The sequence below is a fragment of the Solibacillus sp. R5-41 genome, from assembly GCF_002736105.1.
Classification (GTDB): domain Bacteria; phylum Bacillota; class Bacilli; order Bacillales_A; family Planococcaceae; genus Solibacillus.
Genome location: NZ_CP024123.1, coordinates 4,146,160 through 4,165,199 on the forward strand (window position 1 = coordinate 4,146,160; position 19,040 = coordinate 4,165,199).

Consider the following 19,040-nt stretch of genomic DNA (forward strand, 5'->3'; position numbering starts at 1 on the left):
ACGCTCAGCTTAATTATTGTCGTATAAATCACTTTAAAGATAAAACAAAAGAGGGGTGCGGGTTCAACCGGTGAACCGGACACCCCTCTTCACCATTTCGTCAGAATTAAACTAATTCGATAACTACTACAGGTGCGCCGTCACCACGACGAGGACCTACTTTAAGAATACGAGTGTAACCACCTTGACGCTCTGCATAACGTGGTGCAATATCGTCAAATAATTTTTGAAGTGCGAAAACAGTGTTTGCTTCTTCACCTTCGCCAACTGTTACTAACTCACGACGGATAAATGCTGCCGCTTGACGACGTGCATGTAAATCTCCGCGTTTACCTAAAGTAATCATTTTTTCAACAGCTTTACGTGTTTCTTTAGCGCGAGCTTCAGTAGTTTCGATACGCTCGTTGATAATTAAATCAGTAGCTAAGTCACGTAATAATGCTTTACGTTGAGAACTTGTACGACCAAGTTTTCTGTAACCCATGGACGTTTCCCTCCTTTATTTGTATCTGATCTAGCTTAATTTTTAAGTTTTCGCTTAGTCTTCATTACGTAATCCTAAACCAAGCTCTTCTAACTTCGCTTTTACTTCTTCTAAAGACTTACGACCTAAGTTACGTACTTTCATCATATCATCTTCTGATTTATTCGCTAATTCTAGTACCGTATTGATACCAGCGCGTTTTAAACAGTTATAAGAACGAACAGAAAGATCAAGCTCTTCGATAGTCATCTCTAATACTTTTTCTTTTTGATCTTCTTCTTTTTCGACCATGATTTCAGCAGTTTGTGCTTCGTTCGTCATGCCCACGAAGATGTTTAAATGCTCTGTTAAAATTTTAGCTCCAAGTGAAATCGCTTCTTTTGGACCGATGCTACCATCAGTCCACACATCAAGTGATAACTTATCGTAGTCAGAATTTTGTCCAACACGAGTGTTTTCAACTTGGAAGTTGACGCGTGAAACTGGAGTGTAAATAGAGTCGATCGGGATCACGCCGATAGGAAGATCCTCACGTTTGTTTTGATCAGCAGGAGTGTAACCACGGCCTCGTTGTGCGTACATACGCATACGTAAGTGACCGTTTTTAGCGATTGTTGCAATATATAGATCAGGATTTAAAATTTCTACATCACTGTCATGTGTAATGTCAGCAGCAGTAACCGTTCCGTCACCTTTCACATCTATCTCAATGACTTTTTCTTCGTCAGAGTAGATTTTTAAAGCTAGCTTTTTCACGTTTAAGATAATTGAAGCAACATCTTCTACAACGCCTTCTACAGTAGAGAATTCGTGTAGTACGCCGTCAATTTGAATTGACGTTACAGCAGCTCCAGGTAATGAAGACAGAAGGATACGACGTAAAGAATTACCCAAAGTGTTTCCATATCCGCGTTCTAGCGGTTCTACAACAAACTTGCCATATTTGGCAGCTTCGCTGATCTCCACTGTTTCAATCTTTGGTTTTTCAATTTCGATCATTCCAATTTACCCTCCTTCAAAACATCTAATGTATAGGTTCATACCATCATAGTTGTCGATCTTAGATAGACATTATATATGCACAAGACAATTGCACAAAGTAAAATGATGTACTCAGAAGTTAACCTTCTAAGATGCACCTATTATACACGACGACGTTTTGGCGGACGGCAACCGTTATGAGGAACTGGAGTAACGTCTTTAATAGCAGTTACATCTAAACCAGCAGCTTGAAGTGCACGAATTGCAGCTTCACGACCTGAACCAGGACCTTTAACAGTAACTTCTAAAGTTTTAATGCCATGTTCAATTGACGTTTTTGCAGCTGTTTCAGCAGCCATTTGAGCTGCGAATGGTGTTGATTTACGTGAACCACGGAAACCTAATGCACCAGCTGAAGACCAAGATAAAGCATTACCTTGCATATCAGTAATTGTTACAATTGTATTGTTAAATGTAGAACGGATGTGAGCAATACCAGCTTCGATATTCTTTTTCACACGACGTTTACGAGTTTGTTGTTTACGAGCCATTTTAAGAAGGAACCTCCTTTACTTAATTATTTTTTCTTGTTCGCTACAGTTTTACGAGGACCTTTACGCGTACGAGCGTTGTTCTTCGTATTTTGACCACGAACAGGTAAACCACGACGGTGACGGATACCACGTAATGAAGCAATTTCCATTAAACGTTTGATGTTTAAAGAAACTTCACGACGTAAATCACCTTCAGTTTTGTATGAGTCTAATTGTTCACGAATTTGGTTTAATTGATCTTCTGTTAAGTCTTTAACGCGAGTACTTTCGTCAATACCTGCTGCAGCTAATACTTTTTGAGAAGTCGTTTTACCAATACCGAAAATGTATGTTAATGAAATTACCACGCGTTTGTCGCGAGGAATGTCAACACCAGCAATACGTGCCATATACGTTGTGCACCTCCTTGTTTAATTACCCTTGTTTTTGTTTGTGTTTAGGATTTTCACAGATTACCATTACTTTACCGCGTCGGCGAATTACTTTACATTTTTCGCAGATCGGTTTCACAGATGGTCTCACTTTCATCTAACCTAACCTCCTTAGTAGTCCGGAGTGCAAAAGATTATTTAAAACGGTATGTGATACGACCGCGAGTTAAATCATATGGAGATAACTCAATAGTAACCTTATCTCCAGGTAGGATACGGATAAAGTGCATACGAATCTTTCCAGATACGTGTGCGAGCACAGTGTGCCCATTTTCTAATTCTACCTTAAACATCGCGTTTGGCAAAGTCTCAACAACTGTTCCTTCGACTTCAATAACATCGTCTTTCGCCATCTTCTCGTCTCCCTTCTATATGCAAATATCAAAAAACTCTAGTGAGCTCTTGCAACTGTTTTCTCCTATTAAAGAAGCAACTCGTTTCAACATATGTTCTGGATTGCATGAGAGATGTTCAATAAGACGCTTGTCTGGTTTCGCTTCACACAATCCATGGAATGTACAGTACCCGATAAAGGAACTGTATCCCTTATGTTAACACGATAGCCGGAATGTCTTGGATGAGAGATTCATACCCGTTACACAGATGCTTCCACGAAACCCATTATACCTTAAAAAGATGTCGTCACACGATTAATGTGCTCAACCTTTATAGTATATACCGGGCATAATATGCTTTTGCAACTCTCAAAAAATTATGTTTCGTTGTTGCCTCCGCACGCCTCCCGCGGAAGCTGTCTAGCGCCCGGACGGGTATCAGCTGCGGCTGCCCTGTAATAGAGCATCAAGTTCAGCAAATACTTTTGAAATTTCTTGCTGTCCATTAATGTTTGTCAGTACATCCTTAGCTTTATAAAAATCAAGCAAAGGCTGTGCTTGGTTCATATTTACTTCCAGACGGTTTGCAACTGTTTCTGGATTGTCATCCGCACGTGTGTATAATTCGCCGCCATCTTTATCACATTTCCCTTCCTCTTTTGAAGGATTGAAAATTAAGTGGTAAGATGTGCCACAAGTTTTACAAATACGACGGCCGCTTAAGCGTGCAATTAATTCATCTTTTTCGACTTGAACATTAATCGTATGTTCAACTGGACGACCTAGTTCTTCAAGGATGCTATCTAAAGCTTCAGCTTGAGGGACTGTACGTGGGAATCCATCTAATAAGAATCCTTTTTCGCAATCTGCTTGTGCAAGACGCTCTCGAACAATACCAATCGTTACTTCATCGGGAACTAATGCTCCCTGATCCATAAACGATTTTGCTTGTAAACCTAGTTCTGTGCCTTCTTTAATGGCAGCACGGAACATGTCACCTGTAGAAATATGAGGGATTGCGTACTTCTCAACAATTTTGTCAGCCTGAGTACCTTTACCAGCACCAGGTAGACCCATTAAAACGATATTCATACGAATGCTCCCCTTTAAAATAGCGCTGGCTCAGGAAACATATATGTTTCCTAAACCTGCCTTATTTCATAAAGCCCTTATAATGACGCTTAACGAGTTGAGACTCTAATTGTTTCATCGTTTCAAGTGCAACACCAACTACAATTATTAAACTTGTTCCCCCGATTTGAGCCGAAGCCGGCAGGTTCATAAAGTTAATGAACAGAATTGGCATGACTGAAATTGCGATAAGGAATAGCGCACCAACAAATGTCAAACGATAAAGAACTTTTGTTAAGTAAGCTTGTGTGTCATTACCTGGACGAATGCCCGGAATATAAGCACCCTGCTTTTTCAAGTTGTCGGCCACATTTTCTGGATTCACTTGAATGAATGCATAGAAATATGTGAATGCCACGATTAACGCAATGTAAATGACCATCCCAACAGGTTTTGAATAATCAAAAGTGTTCGTAATGAATGCAGTTACTTTGTTATCACCGAAGAATGTCGCTAAAGTTTGAGGTGTCACCATGAACGCTACCGCGAAGATTACCGGAATAACCCCTGCAGCATTTACTTTTAACGGTAAGTGCGTTTGTTGTGCGCCCACTTTAGGCGAATTACCAGCAACTCGTTTTGCATATTGAATTGGTATTTTACGCAACGCTTGTTGAACGTAAATAACACCAACTATAACAGCAAGTAGCACTAAAACTAATAGCATCAGGATAATAATCTTAATGAAAAGTTGATCTCCTGCGCCTTCAATTTGTTGTGCATAAATTTGGTTTACTGTGTTAGGAAGCGCCGCGACGATACCAGCGAAGATAATGATTGAAATACCATTACCAACACCATAAGCAGTAATTTGTTCTGATAACCACAATAGGAATGCTGTACCACCAGTAAGCACGATTGAAATCGTTAAGTACGATTGAACGCTAGTATCTACAATCAATGACCCACCGTAGAACTGGTTAAACCCGAACGACATTGCGAAAGATTGAATAAATGCTAGCACAATTGTGAAATAACGTGTGAATTGAGCTAACTTACGTCGGCCCACGTCACCTTGTTTCGACCATTCTGCAAACTTTGGTACAACGTCCATTTGAAGTAACTGGACAATAATTGAGGCTGTGATGTAAGGCATAATCCCCATCGCAAAAATAGAGAAGTTTGCCAAAGCACCACCGCCAAACGTATTAAGGAAACCTACTAAGTTAAACTCATCAGTCGCCTTTAATACATCTGCGTTAACGTTTGGTACCGGGATGAATGTCCCGATACGGAAAACGATTAACATTAATAAAGTAAAGATGATTTTATTTCGTATATCTCGAACGCGCATAAAGTTAGAGATCGTCTGAAACATTAAATCACCTCAGTTGTTCCGCCAGCATTCTCGATTGCTTCTTTAGCTGAAGCAGAGAACTTGTGAGCTTTTACGTTAAGCTTAACATTTAACGTACCATGACCTAGAATTTTAATTCCAGCTTTTTCATTGCTCACGACACCAGTTTCTAATAGTAATGCAGGTGTTACTTCTGCACCATCTTCAAAACGGTTTAACGCATCAAGGTTAACGATCGCGTATTCTTTACGATTAATATTCGTAAAGCCTCGTTTAGGTAAACGACGGAATAATGGGTTTTGACCCCCCTCAAATCCTGGGCGAACGCCGCCGCCAGATCGAGAGTTTTGGCCTTTATGACCTCTACCAGAAGTTTTACCGTTACCAGAACCGATACCACGACCAACGCGGTTACGTACTTTACGTGAACCTTCTGCTGGTTTTAACTCATGAAGTTTCATTTGGGTGGCACCTCCTTGTTCATATAATTGAAATTAAATTTCTTTAACAGTAACTAAGTGAGCTACTTTTGTTAACATACCGCGAATAGCTGCGTTGTCAGCTTGTTCAACAGTTTGGTTAGTTTTGCGTAGGCCTAAAGCTTCAACAGTTTTACGTTGACCTGGTTTAGAACCGATTACAGACTTAACAAGGGTGATTTGTAATTTAGCCATTATAATTCCCCCCTTATCCTAATAACTCTTCCACTGATTTACCGCGTAGTTTTGCAACGTCCTCTGCGCGTTTTAATTCAGTTAAACCTGCTACAGTTGCACGCACCATGTTAATTGGTGTGTTTGAACCAAGAGATTTTGAAAGAATATCAGTAATACCAGCAAGTTCCAATACAGCACGTACTGGACCACCAGCGATAACTCCTGTACCAGGAGCAGCAGGTTTGATTAAAATTGAACCTGCACCGAAGCGACCTTGCACTAAGTGTGGAGTAGTTCCACCCACGCGTGGTACTTCGATTAAGTTTTTCTTCGCGTCTTCAACAGCTTTACGGATCGCATCTGGAACCTCTTGGGCTTTACCAGTACCGAAACCTACATGACCGTTTTTATCTCCAACTACAACTAATGCAGTGAAGCGGAAGCGACGACCACCTTTAACAACTTTAGCAACACGGTTAATTGTAACTACGCGTTCTTCAAGTTCTAATTTGTTTGCGTCAATGCGACTCATGAAGTATGTCCCTCCTTCTTCTTAAAATTCTAAGCCGTTTTCACGTGCAGCTTCAGCTAAAGCTTTTACACGTCCATGATATAAGTAACCGCTACGGTCAAATACCACAGTAGTAATATTTTTTTCAGCAGCGCGTTTAGCGATTGTTTCACCGATTTTAGCAGCAGCTTCTACGTTTGCAGCAGCACCTTCGAAAGCTTTTTCTTGAGTGTTAGCAGAAACTAAAGTTACGCCAGCTACATCGTCGATCAGTTGTGCATAAATGTTCTTATTAGAACGGAATACGTTTAAACGCGGACGTTGTGCAGTACCCGAAATTTTAGAACGAACACGCCCATGACGTTTTTTACGAACTTGATTTTTGTCTTGTTTCGTAATCACAGAGGTCACTCCTTTCTAGATTAATACAGTTTTAAGCTGCATTATTTACCTGTTTTACCTTCTTTACGGCGAACGAATTCACCTTCGTAACGAATACCTTTACCTTTGTATGGCTCTGGTGGACGTACGTCGCGGATGTTAGATGCTAAAGCACCAACACGCTCTTTAGAAATACCTTTGATGATAATTTTAGTGTTTGAAGGAACTTCAACCTCTAAACCTTGTTCAGGTGTAAACTCTACTGGATGAGAGTAACCAACGTTCAATACAAGTTTGTTGCCTTGTAATTGTGCACGGTAACCTACACCGATAAGTTCTAGAGAGCGAGAGAAACCTTCAGAAACACCCGTTACCATGTTAGCTAATAACGCACGAGTTGTACCGTGGTTAGTACGGTGTTCTTTAGACTCAGAAGGACGAACAACTGAGATAGTGTTGCCTTCTTGCTCGATTTTCATATCTTGATGGAATTGGCGAGTTAATTCGCCTTTAGGACCTTTTACTGTAACTGTGTTTTCAGGTTTGAATTCAACAGTTACATTAGCAGGTACCTCGATAAGTTTTTTACCTACGCGAGACATTTATGTTGCACCTCCGTTCTTTTCTTACTTATTACCAAATGTATGCTAAGATTTCGCCGCCTGCTTTTTTAGCGCGCGCTTCTTTATCAGTTAATAAACCTTGTGAAGTTGATACTAAAGCGATACCAAGACCGTTTAGTACTTTAGGTACTTCGTTAGTTTTAGCGTATACACGTAGACCTGGTTTAGAGATACGTTTAAGACCAGTAATTACGCGCTCGTTATCTTTACCATATTTTAAGAAAATACGGATGATACCTTGCTTGTTGTCTTCTACATACTCAACGTCACGTACGAAACCTTCACGCTTTAAAATTTCAGCGATCTCTTTCTTTACGTTAGAAGCAGGAACCTCTAACTTCTCGTGACGAACCATGTTCGCATTACGAATGCGAGTCAGCATATCTGCAATCGGATCAGTCATTGTCATGAAAATTTACCTCCTTCCCAATTTAGGGGATTACCAGCTGGCCTTTTTAACGCCAGGAATTTGTCCCTTATATGCAAGTTCACGGAAACAAATACGGCAAAGTTTAAATTTGCGATATACTGAGTGTGGACGCCCACAGCGCTCACAACGTGTATATTCTTGTACTTTAAACTTTTGCGTGCGTTGTTGTTTAACGATCATTGATTTTTTAGCCACGTTTTCGCCCTCCTTGTTTTATTACTTTTGGAACGGCATACCGAACTGTGTTAATAACTCGCGAGCTTCTTCGTCAGAATTCGCTGTTGTTACGATAACGATGTCCATACCGCGTACTTTTGAAACTTTATCGTAATCGATTTCTGGGAAAATTAATTGTTCTTTAACACCTAATGTGTAGTTACCGCGACCGTCGAATGCTTTTTTAGAAACACCACGGAAGTCACGTACACGTGGAAGTGCGATAGAGATTAATTTATCCAGGAATTCATACATACGCTCACCGCGTAATGTAACTTTAGCACCGATCGCTTGACCTTCACGTAAACGGAAACCTGCGATAGATTTTTTAGCTTTAGTTACAACTGGTTTTTGACCAGTGATGATTGTTAATTCTTCCACAGCTACATCAAGAGCTTTTGAGTTTTGAACAGCGTCACCAACACCCATGTTGATTACGATCTTGTCAACTTTAGGAAGTTGCATAACTGATTTATATTCGAACTTGCTCATAAGAGCAGGTGAAACTTCGTTTAAATATTTTACTTTTAGGCGGCTCATGTGTGTACCTCCCTTCTCATTTTACTTATTAGTCGATTACTACACCTGATTTTTTTGCAACACGAACTTTTTTGCCATCTTTGATCTCATAACCTACACGAGTCGGCTCGCCAGATTTAGGATCGATTAGCATTACGTTCGAAACGTGGATTGCAGCTTCTTGAGATACAATTCCACCTTGAGGGTTAAGTTGGTTAGGTTTAACGTGTTTCTTAACGATGTTTACACCTTCAACAAGAACGCGGTCTTGTTTTGGGAAAGCAGCTAAGATTACGCCTTCTTTACCTTTGTCTTTACCAGTAATTACTTTTACTTTATCGCCCTTTTTAACATGCATTATGTGTCGCACCTCCTTGATTGGTACTGTCATGAAATTAAAGAACTTCTGGAGCTAGAGAAACGATTTTCATGAAGTTGCCATCACGTAATTCACGTGCAACTGGTCCGAAAATACGAGTTCCGCGTGGTGATTTATCATCTTTAATGATTACGCAAGCGTTCTCGTCAAATTTGATGTAGGTACCGTCTTTACGACGAGCACCTGATTTTGTGCGAACGATAACAGCTTTAACGACGTCACCTTTTTTGACAACGCCACCTGGTGTTGCTTTCTTGACTGTACAAACAACGATATCACCGATGTTAGCAGTTTTACGTCCAGAACCACCAAGTACTTTAATTGTTAAAACTTCACGTGCACCTGAGTTGTCAGCAACTTTCATACGGCTTTCTTGTTGGATCACTTAGGTTACCTCCCTTCGGAAATTAGTTTTATTCCGAAATGTGTTATTAGATAATAACCGCTTTTTCAACAACTTCAACTAAACGGAAGCGCTTAGTAGCTGATAGCGGGCGAGTTTCCATGATACGTACGATATCACCGATTTTCGCTGTGTTTAGCTCATCATGAGCCTTAAACTTTTTAGAGTACTTTACACGTTTACCATAAAGCTTGTGCTTTTTGTGTGTTTCAATTAAAACAGAAATTGTTTTATCCATTTTATCTGAAACTACGCGGCCTGTGTAAACTTTGCGTTGGTTACGCTCAGTCATACTTGAAAACCTCCTTTATCAGTTGTTTGCACTGATTTCTCTTTCATGAATCACAGTTTTCATACGTGCAATCGCTTTGCGAACTTCACGGATGCGAGCTGTGTTTTCTAATTGACCAGTCGCTAATTGGAAGCGAAGGTTGAAAAGCTCTTCTTTCAGTGATTTCACTTTTAATTCGATTTCAGCAGTGGCAAGGTCACGGATTTCATTAGCTTTCATTAGATTCACCACCAGTTTCTTGACGTTTTACTACTTTACATTTCACAGGAAGTTTGTGTGATGCTAAACGAAGTGCTTCACGTGCGATCTCTTCAGATACACCAGCGATTTCGAACATTACTTTTCCTGGTTTTACTACTGCTACCCAGCCTTCAGGAGAACCTTTACCAGAACCCATGCGGACTTCTAGAGGCTTTTTCGTATAAGGCTTGTGCGGGAAGATTTTAATCCAAACTTTACCGCCACGTTTCATGTAACGTGTCATTGCAATACGGGCAGATTCGATTTGACGGTTTGTAATCCATGATGCTGTAGTAGCTTGTAAGCCCCACTCACCGAAAGATACTTCTTTACCGCCTTTCGCTTCACCACGCATGTTACCACGGTGTTCACGACGATATTTTACGCGTTTTGGTAATAACATAATTATTTGCCTCCTTCCACAGAGTTCTTTTTAGTAGGAAGGACTTCACCACGGTAGATCCAAACTTTAACGCCTAGTTTACCGTATGTTGTGTCTGCTTCAGCATGTGCATAATCAATGTCAGCACGTAATGTATGAAGCGGAACAGTTCCTTCGCTATAGTGTTCAGCACGCGCGATATCAGCGCCACCTAAACGACCAGATACTTGTGTTTTAATACCTTTTGCACCAGCGCGCATTGTGCGTTGGATTGATTGTTTTTGAGCACGACGGAATGATACGCGGTTCTCAAGTTGACGAGCGATGTTTTCAGCTACTAATTTCGCATCAAGATCAGCACGTTTAATTTCAATAATGTTGATGTGTACACGTTTACCAGTTACATCAGTTAAGTGTTTACGTAAGTTTTCTACTTCCGTACCACCTTTACCGATTACCATACCTGGCTTCGCAGTGTGAATTGTAACGTTCACGCGATTTGCAGCGCGTTCGATTTCTACTTTAGATACAGATGCATCTTTAAGTTTAGTTTCGATATATTTACGAATTTTGATATCTTCGTGTAATAGATCAGCGTAGTCTTTTTCAGCGAACCATTTTGATTCCCAGTCACGAATAATACCAACACGTAGTCCTATTGGATGTACTTTTTGACCCACGGATTACCCCTCCTTCTTCTCAGATACCACGATAGTAATGTGGCTTGTACGTTTATTAATTGCCGATGCACGACCTTGCGCACGTGGGCGGAAACGTTTTAAAGTTGGACCTTCATCAACGAAGATTTCAGATACAACTAGGTTATTAATATCTAACTCATAGTTGTGTTCAGCGTTAGCAACTGCAGATTTTAATACTTTCTCAACGACTGGAGACGCCGCTTTTGGAGTATGACGTAAAATTGCAACTGCTTCACCGATTTGCTTGCCTCGAATTAAGTCTACTACTAGACGTACTTTACGAGGAGCGATACGAACTGTACGAGCGATAGCTTTAGCTTGTGTCATTAGGAATTACCTCCTCTCAAAATTAGCGTCTTGTTTTTTTATCGTCTGCACCGTGACCTTTATAAGTACGAGTTGGTGCGAACTCGCCAAGTTTATGACCTACCATATCTTCAGTCACGTATACTGGAACGTGTTTACGACCATCGTATACAGCGATTGTTAAACCGATAAAGCTCGGGAAGATAGTAGAACGGCGAGACCAAGTTTTAATAACTTGCTTTTTCTCAGAAGCCTCTTGTGCTTCCACCTTTTTAAGTAGGTGGTCATCAACAAAAGGACCTTTCTTTAAGCTGCGGCCCATTTAGGAACCTCCCTCCGTGATACGTCCACGGTCCGCGAATCGAACCGTAGGTTTACCACATTATTTTTTACGTCCACGAATAATAAATTTAGATGATTTATTTTTCTTTTTACGAGTTTTGTAACCAAGAGCTGGTTTACCCCAAGGCGTCATTGGAGATTTACGTCCGATTGGAGAACGTCCTTCACCACCACCGTGTGGGTGATCGTTAGGGTTCATTACAGAACCACGTACTGTTGGGCGTTTACCTAACCAACGAGAACGACCGGCTTTACCGATGTTAATTAGTTCGTGTTGTTCGTTACCTACTTGACCAATTGTTGCACGGCAAGCTGCAAGGATTAAACGTGTTTCGCCAGATTGTAAACGAACGATTACATATTTACCTTCACGACCAAGTACTTGTGCAGAAGTACCAGCAGAACGTACTAATTGTCCACCTTTACCAGGTTTCATTTCGATGTTATGGATAGTTGTACCCATTGGGATGTTGATTAGTGGTAACGCGTTACCTACTTTAATGTCCGATTCTGGACCTGAAACGATCGTTTGACCTACTTCAAGACCTTTCGGAGCTAGGATATAACGTTTTTCACCATCAGCATAGTTAATTAATGCGATGTTCGCAGAACGGTTTGGATCGTATTCGATTGTAGCAACGCGTCCTGGAATGTCATCTTTAATTCGTTTGAAATCGATAACACGGTATTGTTTCTTATGACCACCACCGTGATGACGAACAGTAATTTTACCTTGGTTGTTACGACCGGCTTTGCGTTTTTTCGGAGCTAATAAAGACTTTTCAGGTTTATTAGTTGTGATTTCTGCAAAGTCAGATGACGTCATGTTACGTCGACCATTTGAGGTTGGCTTATACTTTTTAATCGCCATTTGTTTTCCCTCCTTCTTAAAAGTTCAATATATCAAAAATTAGATTTCGAATAATTCGATTTCTTTTGAATCAGCAGTTAATTTAACAATCGCTTTACGACGTTTGTTTGTGTAACCACCGAATTTACCAACGCGTTTGAACTTACCTTTGTAGTTCATTACGTTTACTTTCTCAACTTTTACGCCGAAGATTTCTTCAACTGCGTTTTTAACTTGAGTTTTGTTAGCGCGAGTGTCTACTTCGAAAGTATACTTTTTCTCTGCCATAATTTCTGAAGAACGCTCAGTAATGACCGGACGTTTTAAGATATCACGTGCTTCCATTATCCAAGCACCTCCTCAACTTTTTTTACAGCATCTTGAGTGAATACAACTTTATCATGACCGATTAAGTCTAATACGTTGATTCCTTCAGCTGTTAACACTGTAACACCAGGGATGTTACGAGCAGATAAAGCTACATTTTCGTTTACTTCAGCAGTAACGAATAATGCTTTTTTGTTGATTTCTAATGCAGCAAGTACTGCTTTGAAATCTTTTGTTTTTGGTGCATCGATAGTTAATGCATCAAGAACTACTAATTTTTGTTCTAACACTTTAGCCGATAAAGCTGATTTAAGAGCTAAGCGACGAACTTTTTTTGGTAATTTGTAAGCGTAACTACGTGGAGTAGGACCGAATACAACACCACCGCCACGCCATTGTGGAGAGCGGATCGAACCTTGACGTGCACGACCAGTTCCTTTTTGACGCCATGGTTTACGACCACCACCAGCAACTTCTGAACGGTTTTTTACTTTGTGATTACCTTGACGTAAAGATGCGCGTTGAGCAATAATTGCGTCGAATAATACCGCTTCGTTTGGCTCGATTCCGAAAACCGCATCGTTTAATTCGATTTCACCAACTGAAGCACCTGTTTGACTAAGTAAAGATACTTTTGTCATTCCTGTTTCCTCCTTTCTTTAAGAGAATTATTTTTGTTTAATAGCAGTTTTAACTGTTACTAATGCTTTTTTAGAACCAGGGACATTACCTTTTACTAATAATAGGTTACGTTCAACATCCACCTTGATGATTTCAAGGTTTTGGATTGTTACAACAGTTGCACCCATTTGACCAGGTAATTTCTTTTGTTTGAATACGCGGTTCGGAGCAACTGGGCCCATTGAACCTGGACGACGGTGGTAACGAGAACCGTGGGACATAGGACCACGAGATTGACCATGACGTTTAATAACACCTTGGAAACCTTTACCCTTTGTTACACCTGTTACATCGATTACATCGCCTTCAGCGAAAATTTCAACCTTGACTTCTTGACCAACTTCGTAAGCCGCTACTTCTAAGTTGCGGAACTCACGGATGAAGCGCTTAGGAGCAGTGTTCGCTTTTGCTACGTGGCCTTGTTCTGGTTTGTTAGAAAGCTTAACGCGCTTGTCTTCAAAACCAATTTGAACCGCTTCGTAACCATCAGTTTCAACAGTTTTCTTTTGTAAAACTACGTTTGGAGTAGCTTCGATAACTGTTACCGGGATTAAATCACCGTTTTCAGCGAAAACTTGAGTCATACCAATTTTTCTACCTAAGATTCCTTTAGTCATTTGTCACACCTCCTGTTAATTTTAAGAAAAAGTTTTGTATATTTGTTTTTACCATTAAAGTTTGATTTCGATATCAACGCCAGATGGTAAATCAAGCTTCATTAACGCATCAACAGTTTGTGGTGTCGGGTTAACGATGTCGATAAGACGTTTGTGTGTGCGCATTTCAAATTGCTCACGAGAATCTTTGTACTTATGAACCGCACGTAAGATTGTATAAACAGATCTTTCAGTAGGTAGTGGGATCGGACCCGATACTCCAGCACCTGAACGCTTCGCAGTTTCAACGATTTTCTCAGCAGATTGATCAAGGATACGGTGATCATACGCTTTTAAACGAATACGAATTTTTTGTTTTGCCATTACTTTCCCTCCTTCTCGCCTATTTTCTAGACATTCTCCACGAAAATTTCTCCTACACACCGCCATGGCAAAGCGGCCGGGTGTGTCGGCAACCTCTCGCTTCATCGCAGTCAAAGACCAACATTAAACATTATACACAATAAAAAAGAAGTTCGCAAGTGGTTTAGCAAAATTCTTTTTAATAATGTTTTATTCTTATTTTCTACATTCGCTCTCTTTGAGCCGTTTATTAGTATATAAGATTATTATATCGAAATCAACTCAAACGATTATAAATTTATTAAAATTAGTATTCACCATGTTATTTCAATAAATTTACTCACATTATAAAAAAATCATCACTCTCCAAACGAGGAAAGTGATGCATATACTATAGGAAGAAAACCACTGCTAACCAACCGAAAATGATTTGTGGAATATTATAAAATAGAAATGTTGGAACACATGTATCCCAAATGTGATTGTGTTGTCCATCTACATTAAGCCCCGCTGTCGGACCCAGTGTCGAATCCGAAGCAGGTGATCCTGCATCTCCAAGTACACCCGCTGTACCAATTAAACAGATAATGGCTAATTCACTTAAGCCCAGTTCTACGGCAAGCGGGACGAAGATGGCTGCAATGATTGGAATGGTAGCAAAAGAAGAACCAATTCCCATTGTAACAATGAGTCCTACAACTAACATAACAAATACGGTAATTGCTACATTCCCCTCAAATATATCCATTGCACCAGCTACAAGTGGCTCGACATCCCCTGTTGCATTAATTACAGCTGAAAAACCATTTGCTGCAATCATAACAAAACCTACAAATGCCATCATACGCATACCGTCCGTTAATACTTCGTCTGCTTCCTTAGCCTTTAATGCACCAGTAAGATACAATACGCTAATCCCAACTAAAGAACCGATAATCATTGAATCTGTTGGGATCTGAACAGCCATTGAAGCGACTAATGCAATTGCAGCAAATAAAATATTGCGCGGTTTCACTTCTACTTTTGATTGTTCTTCAGTCTCTACTTCAATCATTTTATATTTACGTGGCTTACGATACACGACAAACGCCGTAGCAAGGCCCACAACCATTCCTAGGGCAACAACAACCATTGCCTTAGGAACATCTGTAAGCGCTACCTCCATGCCCGCTAAGCCCATTTGCGTCACTATAAGTTCTTGATAAATTAAACCAAAGCCAAATGGCATAAACATATACGGCATAATTAAACCAAATGTTAACGTACACGCAATTAAACGGCGATCCATTTCTAACATGTTCATTAACTTAAGCATTGGTGGAACAATTAATGGAATAAATGCGATATGCACTGGAATTAAGTTTTGCGACATAATAGCGAGTGATAGTAACACAAAGATGATCAATGCCTTCGCTAAGCCTTTCTTTTGTGATTCACCTTCACGCTGTACGAGCTTTAAAATCAGCTGCACTAAAACTTCTGGAATGCCTGTACGTGAAATAGCCAGTGCGAAACCTCCAAGTAAAGCGTAGCTAAGTGCAATCGTAGCACCTCCACCTAACCCACCAACAAAAGCATCGATCGTATCCAGCACATTCAATCCACCTGCAAGTCCACCTAAAACGGCCCCTACAGTTAGAGATAACACTACATTAACACGCATTAAACTCAATATAAGCATGATACCCACTGCCACTAATACTGCATTCATCTATTACACTTCACTTTCGTATGCTAAATTACTAATGTGTTAAAGTATAATATTTCACTTACATGCTGTCAATGTAAATAGACTGTCAACTCACACTAAGTTGACAGTCTGTTACCTTATAATGACTCTTTAATTACTTTTTTATAATAACTTATAGATAGCAATGCAAAGACGATATACATTACAATATAAAGTCCCATTGTTATAAGTAACGGGGTAACAAGCTCTGATCCAAATAAGAACCATCCTGATTTAACTGCAAAATAACTGTGTAACAAACCGATCGCTAGCGGTAATCCGAAATTAAACGCCTGCTTCATATAAACTCCGCGTAAAATCTCCTGCTGAGTGAAACCAACTTTACGTAAAATGGTGTAAGCTTCACGTTCTTCTTCCGCTTCAGTCATTTGCTTGAAATACAAAATGCTGCCCGTTGCTACTAAAAAGGCTAACCCTAAAAAGGCTGTCGTGAAAATGGTAACACCCATCATACTAATATAGTTCATCCGCGATCCTTCCAAACTTAATTGATCACGCTTATTTAAGTTTAATTCGCCATTTTCATCTGCCTTAGAAAATTCATAATGATTGGCACTCGTTTCTTTATAGAGCGTTTCTGCACGAGCTAAATCACCTCGGTCATGCAATGAAACGGATGTTTGCTTATGCCAAACCGACATGTCTTTGTGCTGCACCAATTGCTCAAATAATGCATCTGACACGACTAATGCTGGCCCATTGCCAGCAACAATACCACCAATTAAATATTCATCCTTTATTTTCATTACCTCAACCGGATAGCTTTGGTCTCCAGCTTTCATCGTTACGTTCCCTGGTTCTAAAGGAATCATTTCTGATAATAAATTATTATATCCCGTAATGATTGCTTCATTTCCTTTTAACTTCAATCCTGGATAACGTTTTACATAGTCCGATAATGGCACAGCATGAATTTCCATGTCCATTTTCCACATATCATTATTTTTCATATGCTCGGCAACTAATTCTTCAAGTGAAAACTCCATCTTTTGTAAACGTAAATCCACCGCATCATAATCAATTTCTTCTGCATCTAATGCGGCTAAAAATTCCTTCCCATTGTCTTCATATAATGTGTAATCTGTTGGCGAGTCTGAAAATGCCTTTTCACCCGCAGAATAATACGAAATATAAGAAAGGATTGAAATCGCAAGAGATACTGCTGTTAGTATTGTAATTAATGTTAGTGACTTCGCGTTCCCTTTCATACGGTGCATAATCGGTGTTAATGCAAGTACATCAACTGGTGATAAATGCCCGTTCTTCTTCATACGCACTAAATTCAATAAGAAGGATATTGAAAAACGAAACACGAAGAATGTACCGCCAATCGTCGTAGCTAAAATAATCATCATGTTTAGAAACAAATATTTTACGTCATCCGCTGAGAAAAGCTGTGTGGATGCGTAATAGCCGTAGCTAATCAGTACAATCCCGATAGCGCCCATTACCATTTGTAGGGGGCTAAAGCGTTTCACGCGTTCATCTGCTTGCTTTGACGCAGTGAAAAGCGATAGCAATGATACACGACGAATCATAATGGACATCTGCACTAAAATAATAGTTAGTAAAATTGCAAACAACAGGACCGTTTGTTTTAACGCTTCTAAACTAAATGACATTGCCACAACGGTATCTTTCTCAAGAACATTTAACAACACCATCGCAAAAAAACGTGAGCTTAAAAACCCAAATAACATACCAATTAGCACTGCACCAGCAAAAAGTACAATATTTTCAAGTGCAATAAGACGAATAATTAAACCTTTCGTCATACCGATTAATTGGTATAACCCGATTTCCTTACTACGACGTTTCATAAATAAATGATTCGCATAGAGCACAAAAAATAATACGATAAAATACAATATATACGTTGCCGCCTTTAAACCTGCTGAAGCGGTGCCGCTATTCGCTGCCGTTTGCATAACCGACTCATTATATTGCAATGTCACAAATGAAAAATACAGGGTTACACTGAAAATTAGGGCAAAAAAGTATAAATAATAATGTTTGATATTTTTCAACATGCTTTTAAAAACTAACTGATTAAGCTTCATGACCGTCACCACCTAGCACACTTTGCGTATGCAAAATTTGCTGGAAAAATTCATTGCGAGTTTTCTCACCTTTATATAACTCCGTATAAAGTTGTCCGTCTTTTAAAAACAACACACGTGAACAGAAGCTAGCCGCTACTGCATCATGCGTCACCATCATAATTGTCACATTTTTTTGTTCATTAATATTTACTAAATTACTCAGTAATGCTGTTGCTGACTTAGAATCTAATGCTCCGGTTGGCTCATCTGCAAATACAATTGACGGATTAGAAATAAGTGCGCGCGCTGCAGAAGTTCGCTGCTTTTGACCACCTGAAATTTCATTAGGATATTTATTTGCAATATCTTCAATCATTAATATTTTCACAAGCTCCGAAAAACGTGCCTCTGCCGCAGCCTTCGGAATTTTTGTAATGGATAACGGCAATAAAATGTTTTCTTTTACCGTTAATGTATCAAGTAAATTATAGTCTTGAAAAATGAAGCCTAATTGATCTCGGCGGAACTTCGCTAACTCACGCTCATTCATTTTTTGTAATTGTCGCCCTTCAATTTCTACAAGACCTTCTGTTACACGATCAATCGAACAAAGAACGTTTAAGAGCGTCGTCTTACCAGAACCTGAAGAACCCATTATCCCGACAAATTCACCCTTTTCTACTTCTAAGTCTATGCCCTTTAATACTTCATAGGCCATTTGTTTCTTACCATATGTCTTCTTAATTTTACGTCCAACTAAAATACTCATCATTGTGCTCCTTTCAGCTTCCTTATGCCCTTAATTGTACAATCTTTATTCACAATAATCGTTCGATT

At 39.7% G+C, this 19,040-nt stretch carries 32 protein-coding genes; all 32 read right to left on the reverse strand.

The genetic code is table 11. From position 1 onward, the window contains the following. Positions 1-106 precede the first annotated feature (106 nt). The 32 genes from rplQ to CSE16_RS20655 all read right to left on the reverse strand — a co-directional run bounded on the left by rplQ (position 107) and on the right by CSE16_RS20655 (position 18,972). On the reverse strand, positions 107-484 hold the full coding sequence (rplQ, locus tag CSE16_RS20500; protein WP_057986252.1) for a 50S ribosomal protein L17: 378 nt from the start codon (positions 482-484) through the stop codon (positions 107-109). A gap of 54 nt (positions 485-538) precedes the next feature. Beyond that, the gene (locus tag CSE16_RS20505) at positions 539-1,483 is read right to left on the reverse strand and encodes a DNA-directed RNA polymerase subunit alpha (protein WP_099425577.1); all 945 of its coding nucleotides are present in this window, start codon (positions 1,481-1,483) and stop codon (positions 539-541) included. A 143-nt stretch (positions 1,484-1,626) separates the two neighbouring features. After that, the gene (rpsK, locus tag CSE16_RS20510; RefSeq protein WP_099425578.1) at positions 1,627-2,016 is read right to left on the reverse strand and encodes a 30S ribosomal protein S11; all 390 of its coding nucleotides are present in this window, start codon (positions 2,014-2,016) and stop codon (positions 1,627-1,629) included. Between the two features lie 26 nt (positions 2,017-2,042). Then, the gene (gene rpsM / locus CSE16_RS20515) at positions 2,043-2,408 is read right to left on the reverse strand and encodes a 30S ribosomal protein S13 (RefSeq protein ID WP_057986258.1); all 366 of its coding nucleotides are present in this window, start codon (positions 2,406-2,408) and stop codon (positions 2,043-2,045) included. Between the two features lie 25 nt (positions 2,409-2,433). Then, positions 2,434-2,547: a 50S ribosomal protein L36 gene (gene rpmJ / locus CSE16_RS20520; RefSeq protein WP_000868344.1), complete on the reverse strand. Its 114-nt coding sequence runs from the start codon at positions 2,545-2,547 to the stop codon at positions 2,434-2,436. 37 nt (positions 2,548-2,584) lie between these two features. Further along, on the reverse strand, positions 2,585-2,803 hold the full coding sequence (gene infA / locus CSE16_RS20525) for a translation initiation factor IF-1 (RefSeq protein WP_016839390.1): 219 nt from the start codon (positions 2,801-2,803) through the stop codon (positions 2,585-2,587). A 420-nt stretch (positions 2,804-3,223) separates the two neighbouring features. Further along, positions 3,224-3,877 carry an adenylate kinase gene (locus CSE16_RS20530; protein WP_099425579.1) on the reverse strand — a complete coding sequence of 218 codons (654 nt, stop codon included), beginning with the start codon at positions 3,875-3,877 and terminating at the stop codon, positions 3,224-3,226. A 61-nt stretch (positions 3,878-3,938) separates the two neighbouring features. Further along, the gene (gene secY / locus CSE16_RS20535; protein WP_099425580.1) at positions 3,939-5,234 is read right to left on the reverse strand and encodes a preprotein translocase subunit SecY; all 1,296 of its coding nucleotides are present in this window, start codon (positions 5,232-5,234) and stop codon (positions 3,939-3,941) included. Next, on the reverse strand, positions 5,234-5,674 hold the full coding sequence (gene rplO, locus CSE16_RS20540; protein ID WP_099425581.1) for a 50S ribosomal protein L15: 441 nt from the start codon (positions 5,672-5,674) through the stop codon (positions 5,234-5,236). Before rplO ends, secY begins: the two co-directional genes overlap by 1 nt. 33 nt (positions 5,675-5,707) lie before the next feature. After that, positions 5,708-5,887, reverse strand: a complete 180-nt coding sequence (rpmD, locus tag CSE16_RS20545; protein WP_057986266.1) for a 50S ribosomal protein L30 — start codon at positions 5,885-5,887, stop codon at positions 5,708-5,710. Positions 5,888-5,900: 13 nt separating this feature from the next. After that, a complete protein-coding gene (gene rpsE, locus CSE16_RS20550; RefSeq protein ID WP_099425582.1) occupies positions 5,901-6,401 on the reverse strand; it encodes a 30S ribosomal protein S5 in 501 nt (166 codons plus the stop codon). Between the two features lie 21 nt (positions 6,402-6,422). Continuing rightward, on the reverse strand, positions 6,423-6,782 hold the full coding sequence (rplR, locus tag CSE16_RS20555) for a 50S ribosomal protein L18 (protein WP_099425583.1): 360 nt from the start codon (positions 6,780-6,782) through the stop codon (positions 6,423-6,425). Positions 6,783-6,823: 41 nt separating this feature from the next. Next, positions 6,824-7,363, reverse strand: a complete 540-nt coding sequence (rplF, locus tag CSE16_RS20560; RefSeq protein WP_099425584.1) for a 50S ribosomal protein L6 — start codon at positions 7,361-7,363, stop codon at positions 6,824-6,826. 31 nt (positions 7,364-7,394) lie between these two features. Then, a complete protein-coding gene (gene rpsH, locus CSE16_RS20565) occupies positions 7,395-7,793 on the reverse strand; it encodes a 30S ribosomal protein S8 (protein WP_057986274.1) in 399 nt (132 codons plus the stop codon). 30 nt (positions 7,794-7,823) lie between these two features. After that, the gene (gene rpsN, locus CSE16_RS20570; protein WP_008406949.1) at positions 7,824-8,009 is read right to left on the reverse strand and encodes a 30S ribosomal protein S14; all 186 of its coding nucleotides are present in this window, start codon (positions 8,007-8,009) and stop codon (positions 7,824-7,826) included. Between the two features lie 21 nt (positions 8,010-8,030). Continuing rightward, positions 8,031-8,570 (reverse strand): 50S ribosomal protein L5, encoded by a 540-nt coding sequence (rplE, locus tag CSE16_RS20575; protein ID WP_057986277.1) that lies wholly within the window; start codon positions 8,568-8,570, stop codon positions 8,031-8,033. A 28-nt stretch (positions 8,571-8,598) separates the two neighbouring features. Next, positions 8,599-8,907: a 50S ribosomal protein L24 gene (rplX, locus tag CSE16_RS20580; RefSeq protein ID WP_057986278.1), complete on the reverse strand. Its 309-nt coding sequence runs from the start codon at positions 8,905-8,907 to the stop codon at positions 8,599-8,601. Between the two features lie 37 nt (positions 8,908-8,944). Next, positions 8,945-9,313 (reverse strand): 50S ribosomal protein L14, encoded by a 369-nt coding sequence (gene rplN / locus CSE16_RS20585; RefSeq protein WP_008406955.1) that lies wholly within the window; start codon positions 9,311-9,313, stop codon positions 8,945-8,947. A gap of 46 nt (positions 9,314-9,359) precedes the next feature. Next, positions 9,360-9,623 (reverse strand): 30S ribosomal protein S17, encoded by a 264-nt coding sequence (gene rpsQ / locus CSE16_RS20590; RefSeq protein ID WP_099425585.1) that lies wholly within the window; start codon positions 9,621-9,623, stop codon positions 9,360-9,362. A gap of 18 nt (positions 9,624-9,641) precedes the next feature. Further along, a complete protein-coding gene (gene rpmC, locus CSE16_RS20595) occupies positions 9,642-9,842 on the reverse strand; it encodes a 50S ribosomal protein L29 (protein WP_057986282.1) in 201 nt (66 codons plus the stop codon). Then, positions 9,832-10,266, reverse strand: a complete 435-nt coding sequence (gene rplP, locus CSE16_RS20600) for a 50S ribosomal protein L16 (protein WP_099425586.1) — start codon at positions 10,264-10,266, stop codon at positions 9,832-9,834. The genes rpmC and rplP overlap by 11 nt, the downstream gene beginning before the upstream one ends. 2 nt (positions 10,267-10,268) lie before the next feature. Continuing rightward, complete coding sequence (gene rpsC, locus CSE16_RS20605; protein ID WP_099425587.1) at positions 10,269-10,925, reverse strand: 30S ribosomal protein S3; 657 nt, start codon at positions 10,923-10,925, stop codon at positions 10,269-10,271. A 3-nt stretch (positions 10,926-10,928) separates the two neighbouring features. Beyond that, the gene (rplV, locus tag CSE16_RS20610) at positions 10,929-11,273 is read right to left on the reverse strand and encodes a 50S ribosomal protein L22 (RefSeq protein ID WP_057986287.1); all 345 of its coding nucleotides are present in this window, start codon (positions 11,271-11,273) and stop codon (positions 10,929-10,931) included. Positions 11,274-11,295: 22 nt separating this feature from the next. Next, positions 11,296-11,574 carry a 30S ribosomal protein S19 gene (gene rpsS / locus CSE16_RS20615; protein ID WP_099425588.1) on the reverse strand — a complete coding sequence of 93 codons (279 nt, stop codon included), beginning with the start codon at positions 11,572-11,574 and terminating at the stop codon, positions 11,296-11,298. Between the two features lie 60 nt (positions 11,575-11,634). Next, positions 11,635-12,465: a 50S ribosomal protein L2 gene (rplB, locus tag CSE16_RS20620; protein ID WP_099425589.1), complete on the reverse strand. Its 831-nt coding sequence runs from the start codon at positions 12,463-12,465 to the stop codon at positions 11,635-11,637. A 39-nt stretch (positions 12,466-12,504) separates the two neighbouring features. Next, positions 12,505-12,789 carry a 50S ribosomal protein L23 gene (rplW, locus tag CSE16_RS20625; protein ID WP_099425590.1) on the reverse strand — a complete coding sequence of 95 codons (285 nt, stop codon included), beginning with the start codon at positions 12,787-12,789 and terminating at the stop codon, positions 12,505-12,507. Further along, the gene (gene rplD / locus CSE16_RS20630; RefSeq protein ID WP_099425591.1) at positions 12,789-13,412 is read right to left on the reverse strand and encodes a 50S ribosomal protein L4; all 624 of its coding nucleotides are present in this window, start codon (positions 13,410-13,412) and stop codon (positions 12,789-12,791) included. Before rplD ends, rplW begins: the two co-directional genes overlap by 1 nt. Before the next feature lie 27 nt (positions 13,413-13,439). Beyond that, on the reverse strand, positions 13,440-14,069 hold the full coding sequence (gene rplC, locus CSE16_RS20635) for a 50S ribosomal protein L3 (protein ID WP_099425592.1): 630 nt from the start codon (positions 14,067-14,069) through the stop codon (positions 13,440-13,442). A gap of 54 nt (positions 14,070-14,123) precedes the next feature. Further along, positions 14,124-14,432, reverse strand: a complete 309-nt coding sequence (gene rpsJ, locus CSE16_RS20640; RefSeq protein ID WP_008406970.1) for a 30S ribosomal protein S10 — start codon at positions 14,430-14,432, stop codon at positions 14,124-14,126. 370 nt (positions 14,433-14,802) lie between these two features. Continuing rightward, positions 14,803-16,122 carry a Na+/H+ antiporter family protein gene (locus tag CSE16_RS20645; RefSeq protein ID WP_099425593.1) on the reverse strand — a complete coding sequence of 440 codons (1,320 nt, stop codon included), beginning with the start codon at positions 16,120-16,122 and terminating at the stop codon, positions 14,803-14,805. 116 nt (positions 16,123-16,238) lie between these two features. Beyond that, positions 16,239-18,221 carry an ABC transporter permease gene (locus tag CSE16_RS20650; RefSeq protein WP_099425594.1) on the reverse strand — a complete coding sequence of 661 codons (1,983 nt, stop codon included), beginning with the start codon at positions 18,219-18,221 and terminating at the stop codon, positions 16,239-16,241. Beyond that, positions 18,211-18,972: an ABC transporter ATP-binding protein gene (locus CSE16_RS20655; protein WP_099425595.1), complete on the reverse strand. Its 762-nt coding sequence runs from the start codon at positions 18,970-18,972 to the stop codon at positions 18,211-18,213. The genes CSE16_RS20650 and CSE16_RS20655 overlap by 11 nt, the downstream gene beginning before the upstream one ends. Positions 18,973-19,040 lie beyond the last annotated feature (68 nt).

Bases quoted from the DNA above. Each gene is read 5' to 3' on its own strand.
- rplQ (WP_057986252.1), bottom strand. From the start codon at position 484: ATGGGTTACAGAAAACTTGGTCGTACAAGTTCTCAACGTAAAGCATTA.
- CSE16_RS20505 (WP_099425577.1), bottom strand. From the start codon at position 1,483: ATGATCGAAATTGAAAAACCAAAGATTGAAACAGTGGAGATCAGCGAA.
- rpsK (WP_099425578.1), bottom strand. From the start codon at position 2,016: ATGGCTCGTAAACAACAAACTCGTAAACGTCGTGTGAAAAAGAATATC.
- rpsM (WP_057986258.1), bottom strand. From the start codon at position 2,408: ATGGCACGTATTGCTGGTGTTGACATTCCTCGCGACAAACGCGTGGTA.
- rpmJ (WP_000868344.1), bottom strand. From the start codon at position 2,547: ATGAAAGTGAGACCATCTGTGAAACCGATCTGCGAAAAATGTAAAGTA.
- infA (WP_016839390.1), bottom strand. From the start codon at position 2,803: ATGGCGAAAGACGATGTTATTGAAGTCGAAGGAACAGTTGTTGAGACT.
- CSE16_RS20530 (WP_099425579.1), bottom strand. From the start codon at position 3,877: ATGAATATCGTTTTAATGGGTCTACCTGGTGCTGGTAAAGGTACTCAG.
- secY (WP_099425580.1), bottom strand. From the start codon at position 5,234: ATGTTTCAGACGATCTCTAACTTTATGCGCGTTCGAGATATACGAAAT.
- rplO (WP_099425581.1), bottom strand. From the start codon at position 5,674: ATGAAACTTCATGAGTTAAAACCAGCAGAAGGTTCACGTAAAGTACGT.
- rpmD (WP_057986266.1), bottom strand. From the start codon at position 5,887: ATGGCTAAATTACAAATCACCCTTGTTAAGTCTGTAATCGGTTCTAAA.
- rpsE (WP_099425582.1), bottom strand. From the start codon at position 6,401: ATGAGTCGCATTGACGCAAACAAATTAGAACTTGAAGAACGCGTAGTT.
- rplF (WP_099425584.1), bottom strand. From the start codon at position 7,363: ATGTCTCGCGTAGGTAAAAAACTTATCGAGGTACCTGCTAATGTAACT.
- rpsH (WP_057986274.1), bottom strand. From the start codon at position 7,793: ATGACAATGACTGATCCGATTGCAGATATGCTGACTCGCATTCGTAAT.
- rplE (WP_057986277.1), bottom strand. From the start codon at position 8,570: ATGAGCCGCCTAAAAGTAAAATATTTAAACGAAGTTTCACCTGCTCTT.
- rplX (WP_057986278.1), bottom strand. From the start codon at position 8,907: ATGCATGTTAAAAAGGGCGATAAAGTAAAAGTAATTACTGGTAAAGAC.
- rpsQ (WP_099425585.1), bottom strand. From the start codon at position 9,623: ATGACTGAGCGTAACCAACGCAAAGTTTACACAGGCCGCGTAGTTTCA.
- rpmC (WP_057986282.1), bottom strand. From the start codon at position 9,842: ATGAAAGCTAATGAAATCCGTGACCTTGCCACTGCTGAAATCGAATTA.
- rplP (WP_099425586.1), bottom strand. From the start codon at position 10,266: ATGTTATTACCAAAACGCGTAAAATATCGTCGTGAACACCGTGGTAAC.
- rplV (WP_057986287.1), bottom strand. From the start codon at position 11,273: ATGACACAAGCTAAAGCTATCGCTCGTACAGTTCGTATCGCTCCTCGT.
- rpsS (WP_099425588.1), bottom strand. From the start codon at position 11,574: ATGGGCCGCAGCTTAAAGAAAGGTCCTTTTGTTGATGACCACCTACTT.
- rplB (WP_099425589.1), bottom strand. From the start codon at position 12,465: ATGGCGATTAAAAAGTATAAGCCAACCTCAAATGGTCGACGTAACATG.
- rplW (WP_099425590.1), bottom strand. From the start codon at position 12,789: ATGGAAGCACGTGATATCTTAAAACGTCCGGTCATTACTGAGCGTTCT.
- rplD (WP_099425591.1), bottom strand. From the start codon at position 13,412: ATGACAAAAGTATCTTTACTTAGTCAAACAGGTGCTTCAGTTGGTGAA.
- rplC (WP_099425592.1), bottom strand. From the start codon at position 14,069: ATGACTAAAGGAATCTTAGGTAGAAAAATTGGTATGACTCAAGTTTTC.
- rpsJ (WP_008406970.1), bottom strand. From the start codon at position 14,432: ATGGCAAAACAAAAAATTCGTATTCGTTTAAAAGCGTATGATCACCGT.
- CSE16_RS20645 (WP_099425593.1), bottom strand. From the start codon at position 16,122: ATGAATGCAGTATTAGTGGCAGTGGGTATCATGCTTATATTGAGTTTA.
- CSE16_RS20650 (WP_099425594.1), bottom strand. From the start codon at position 18,221: ATGAAGCTTAATCAGTTAGTTTTTAAAAGCATGTTGAAAAATATCAAA.
- CSE16_RS20655 (WP_099425595.1), bottom strand. From the start codon at position 18,972: ATGAGTATTTTAGTTGGACGTAAAATTAAGAAGACATATGGTAAGAAA.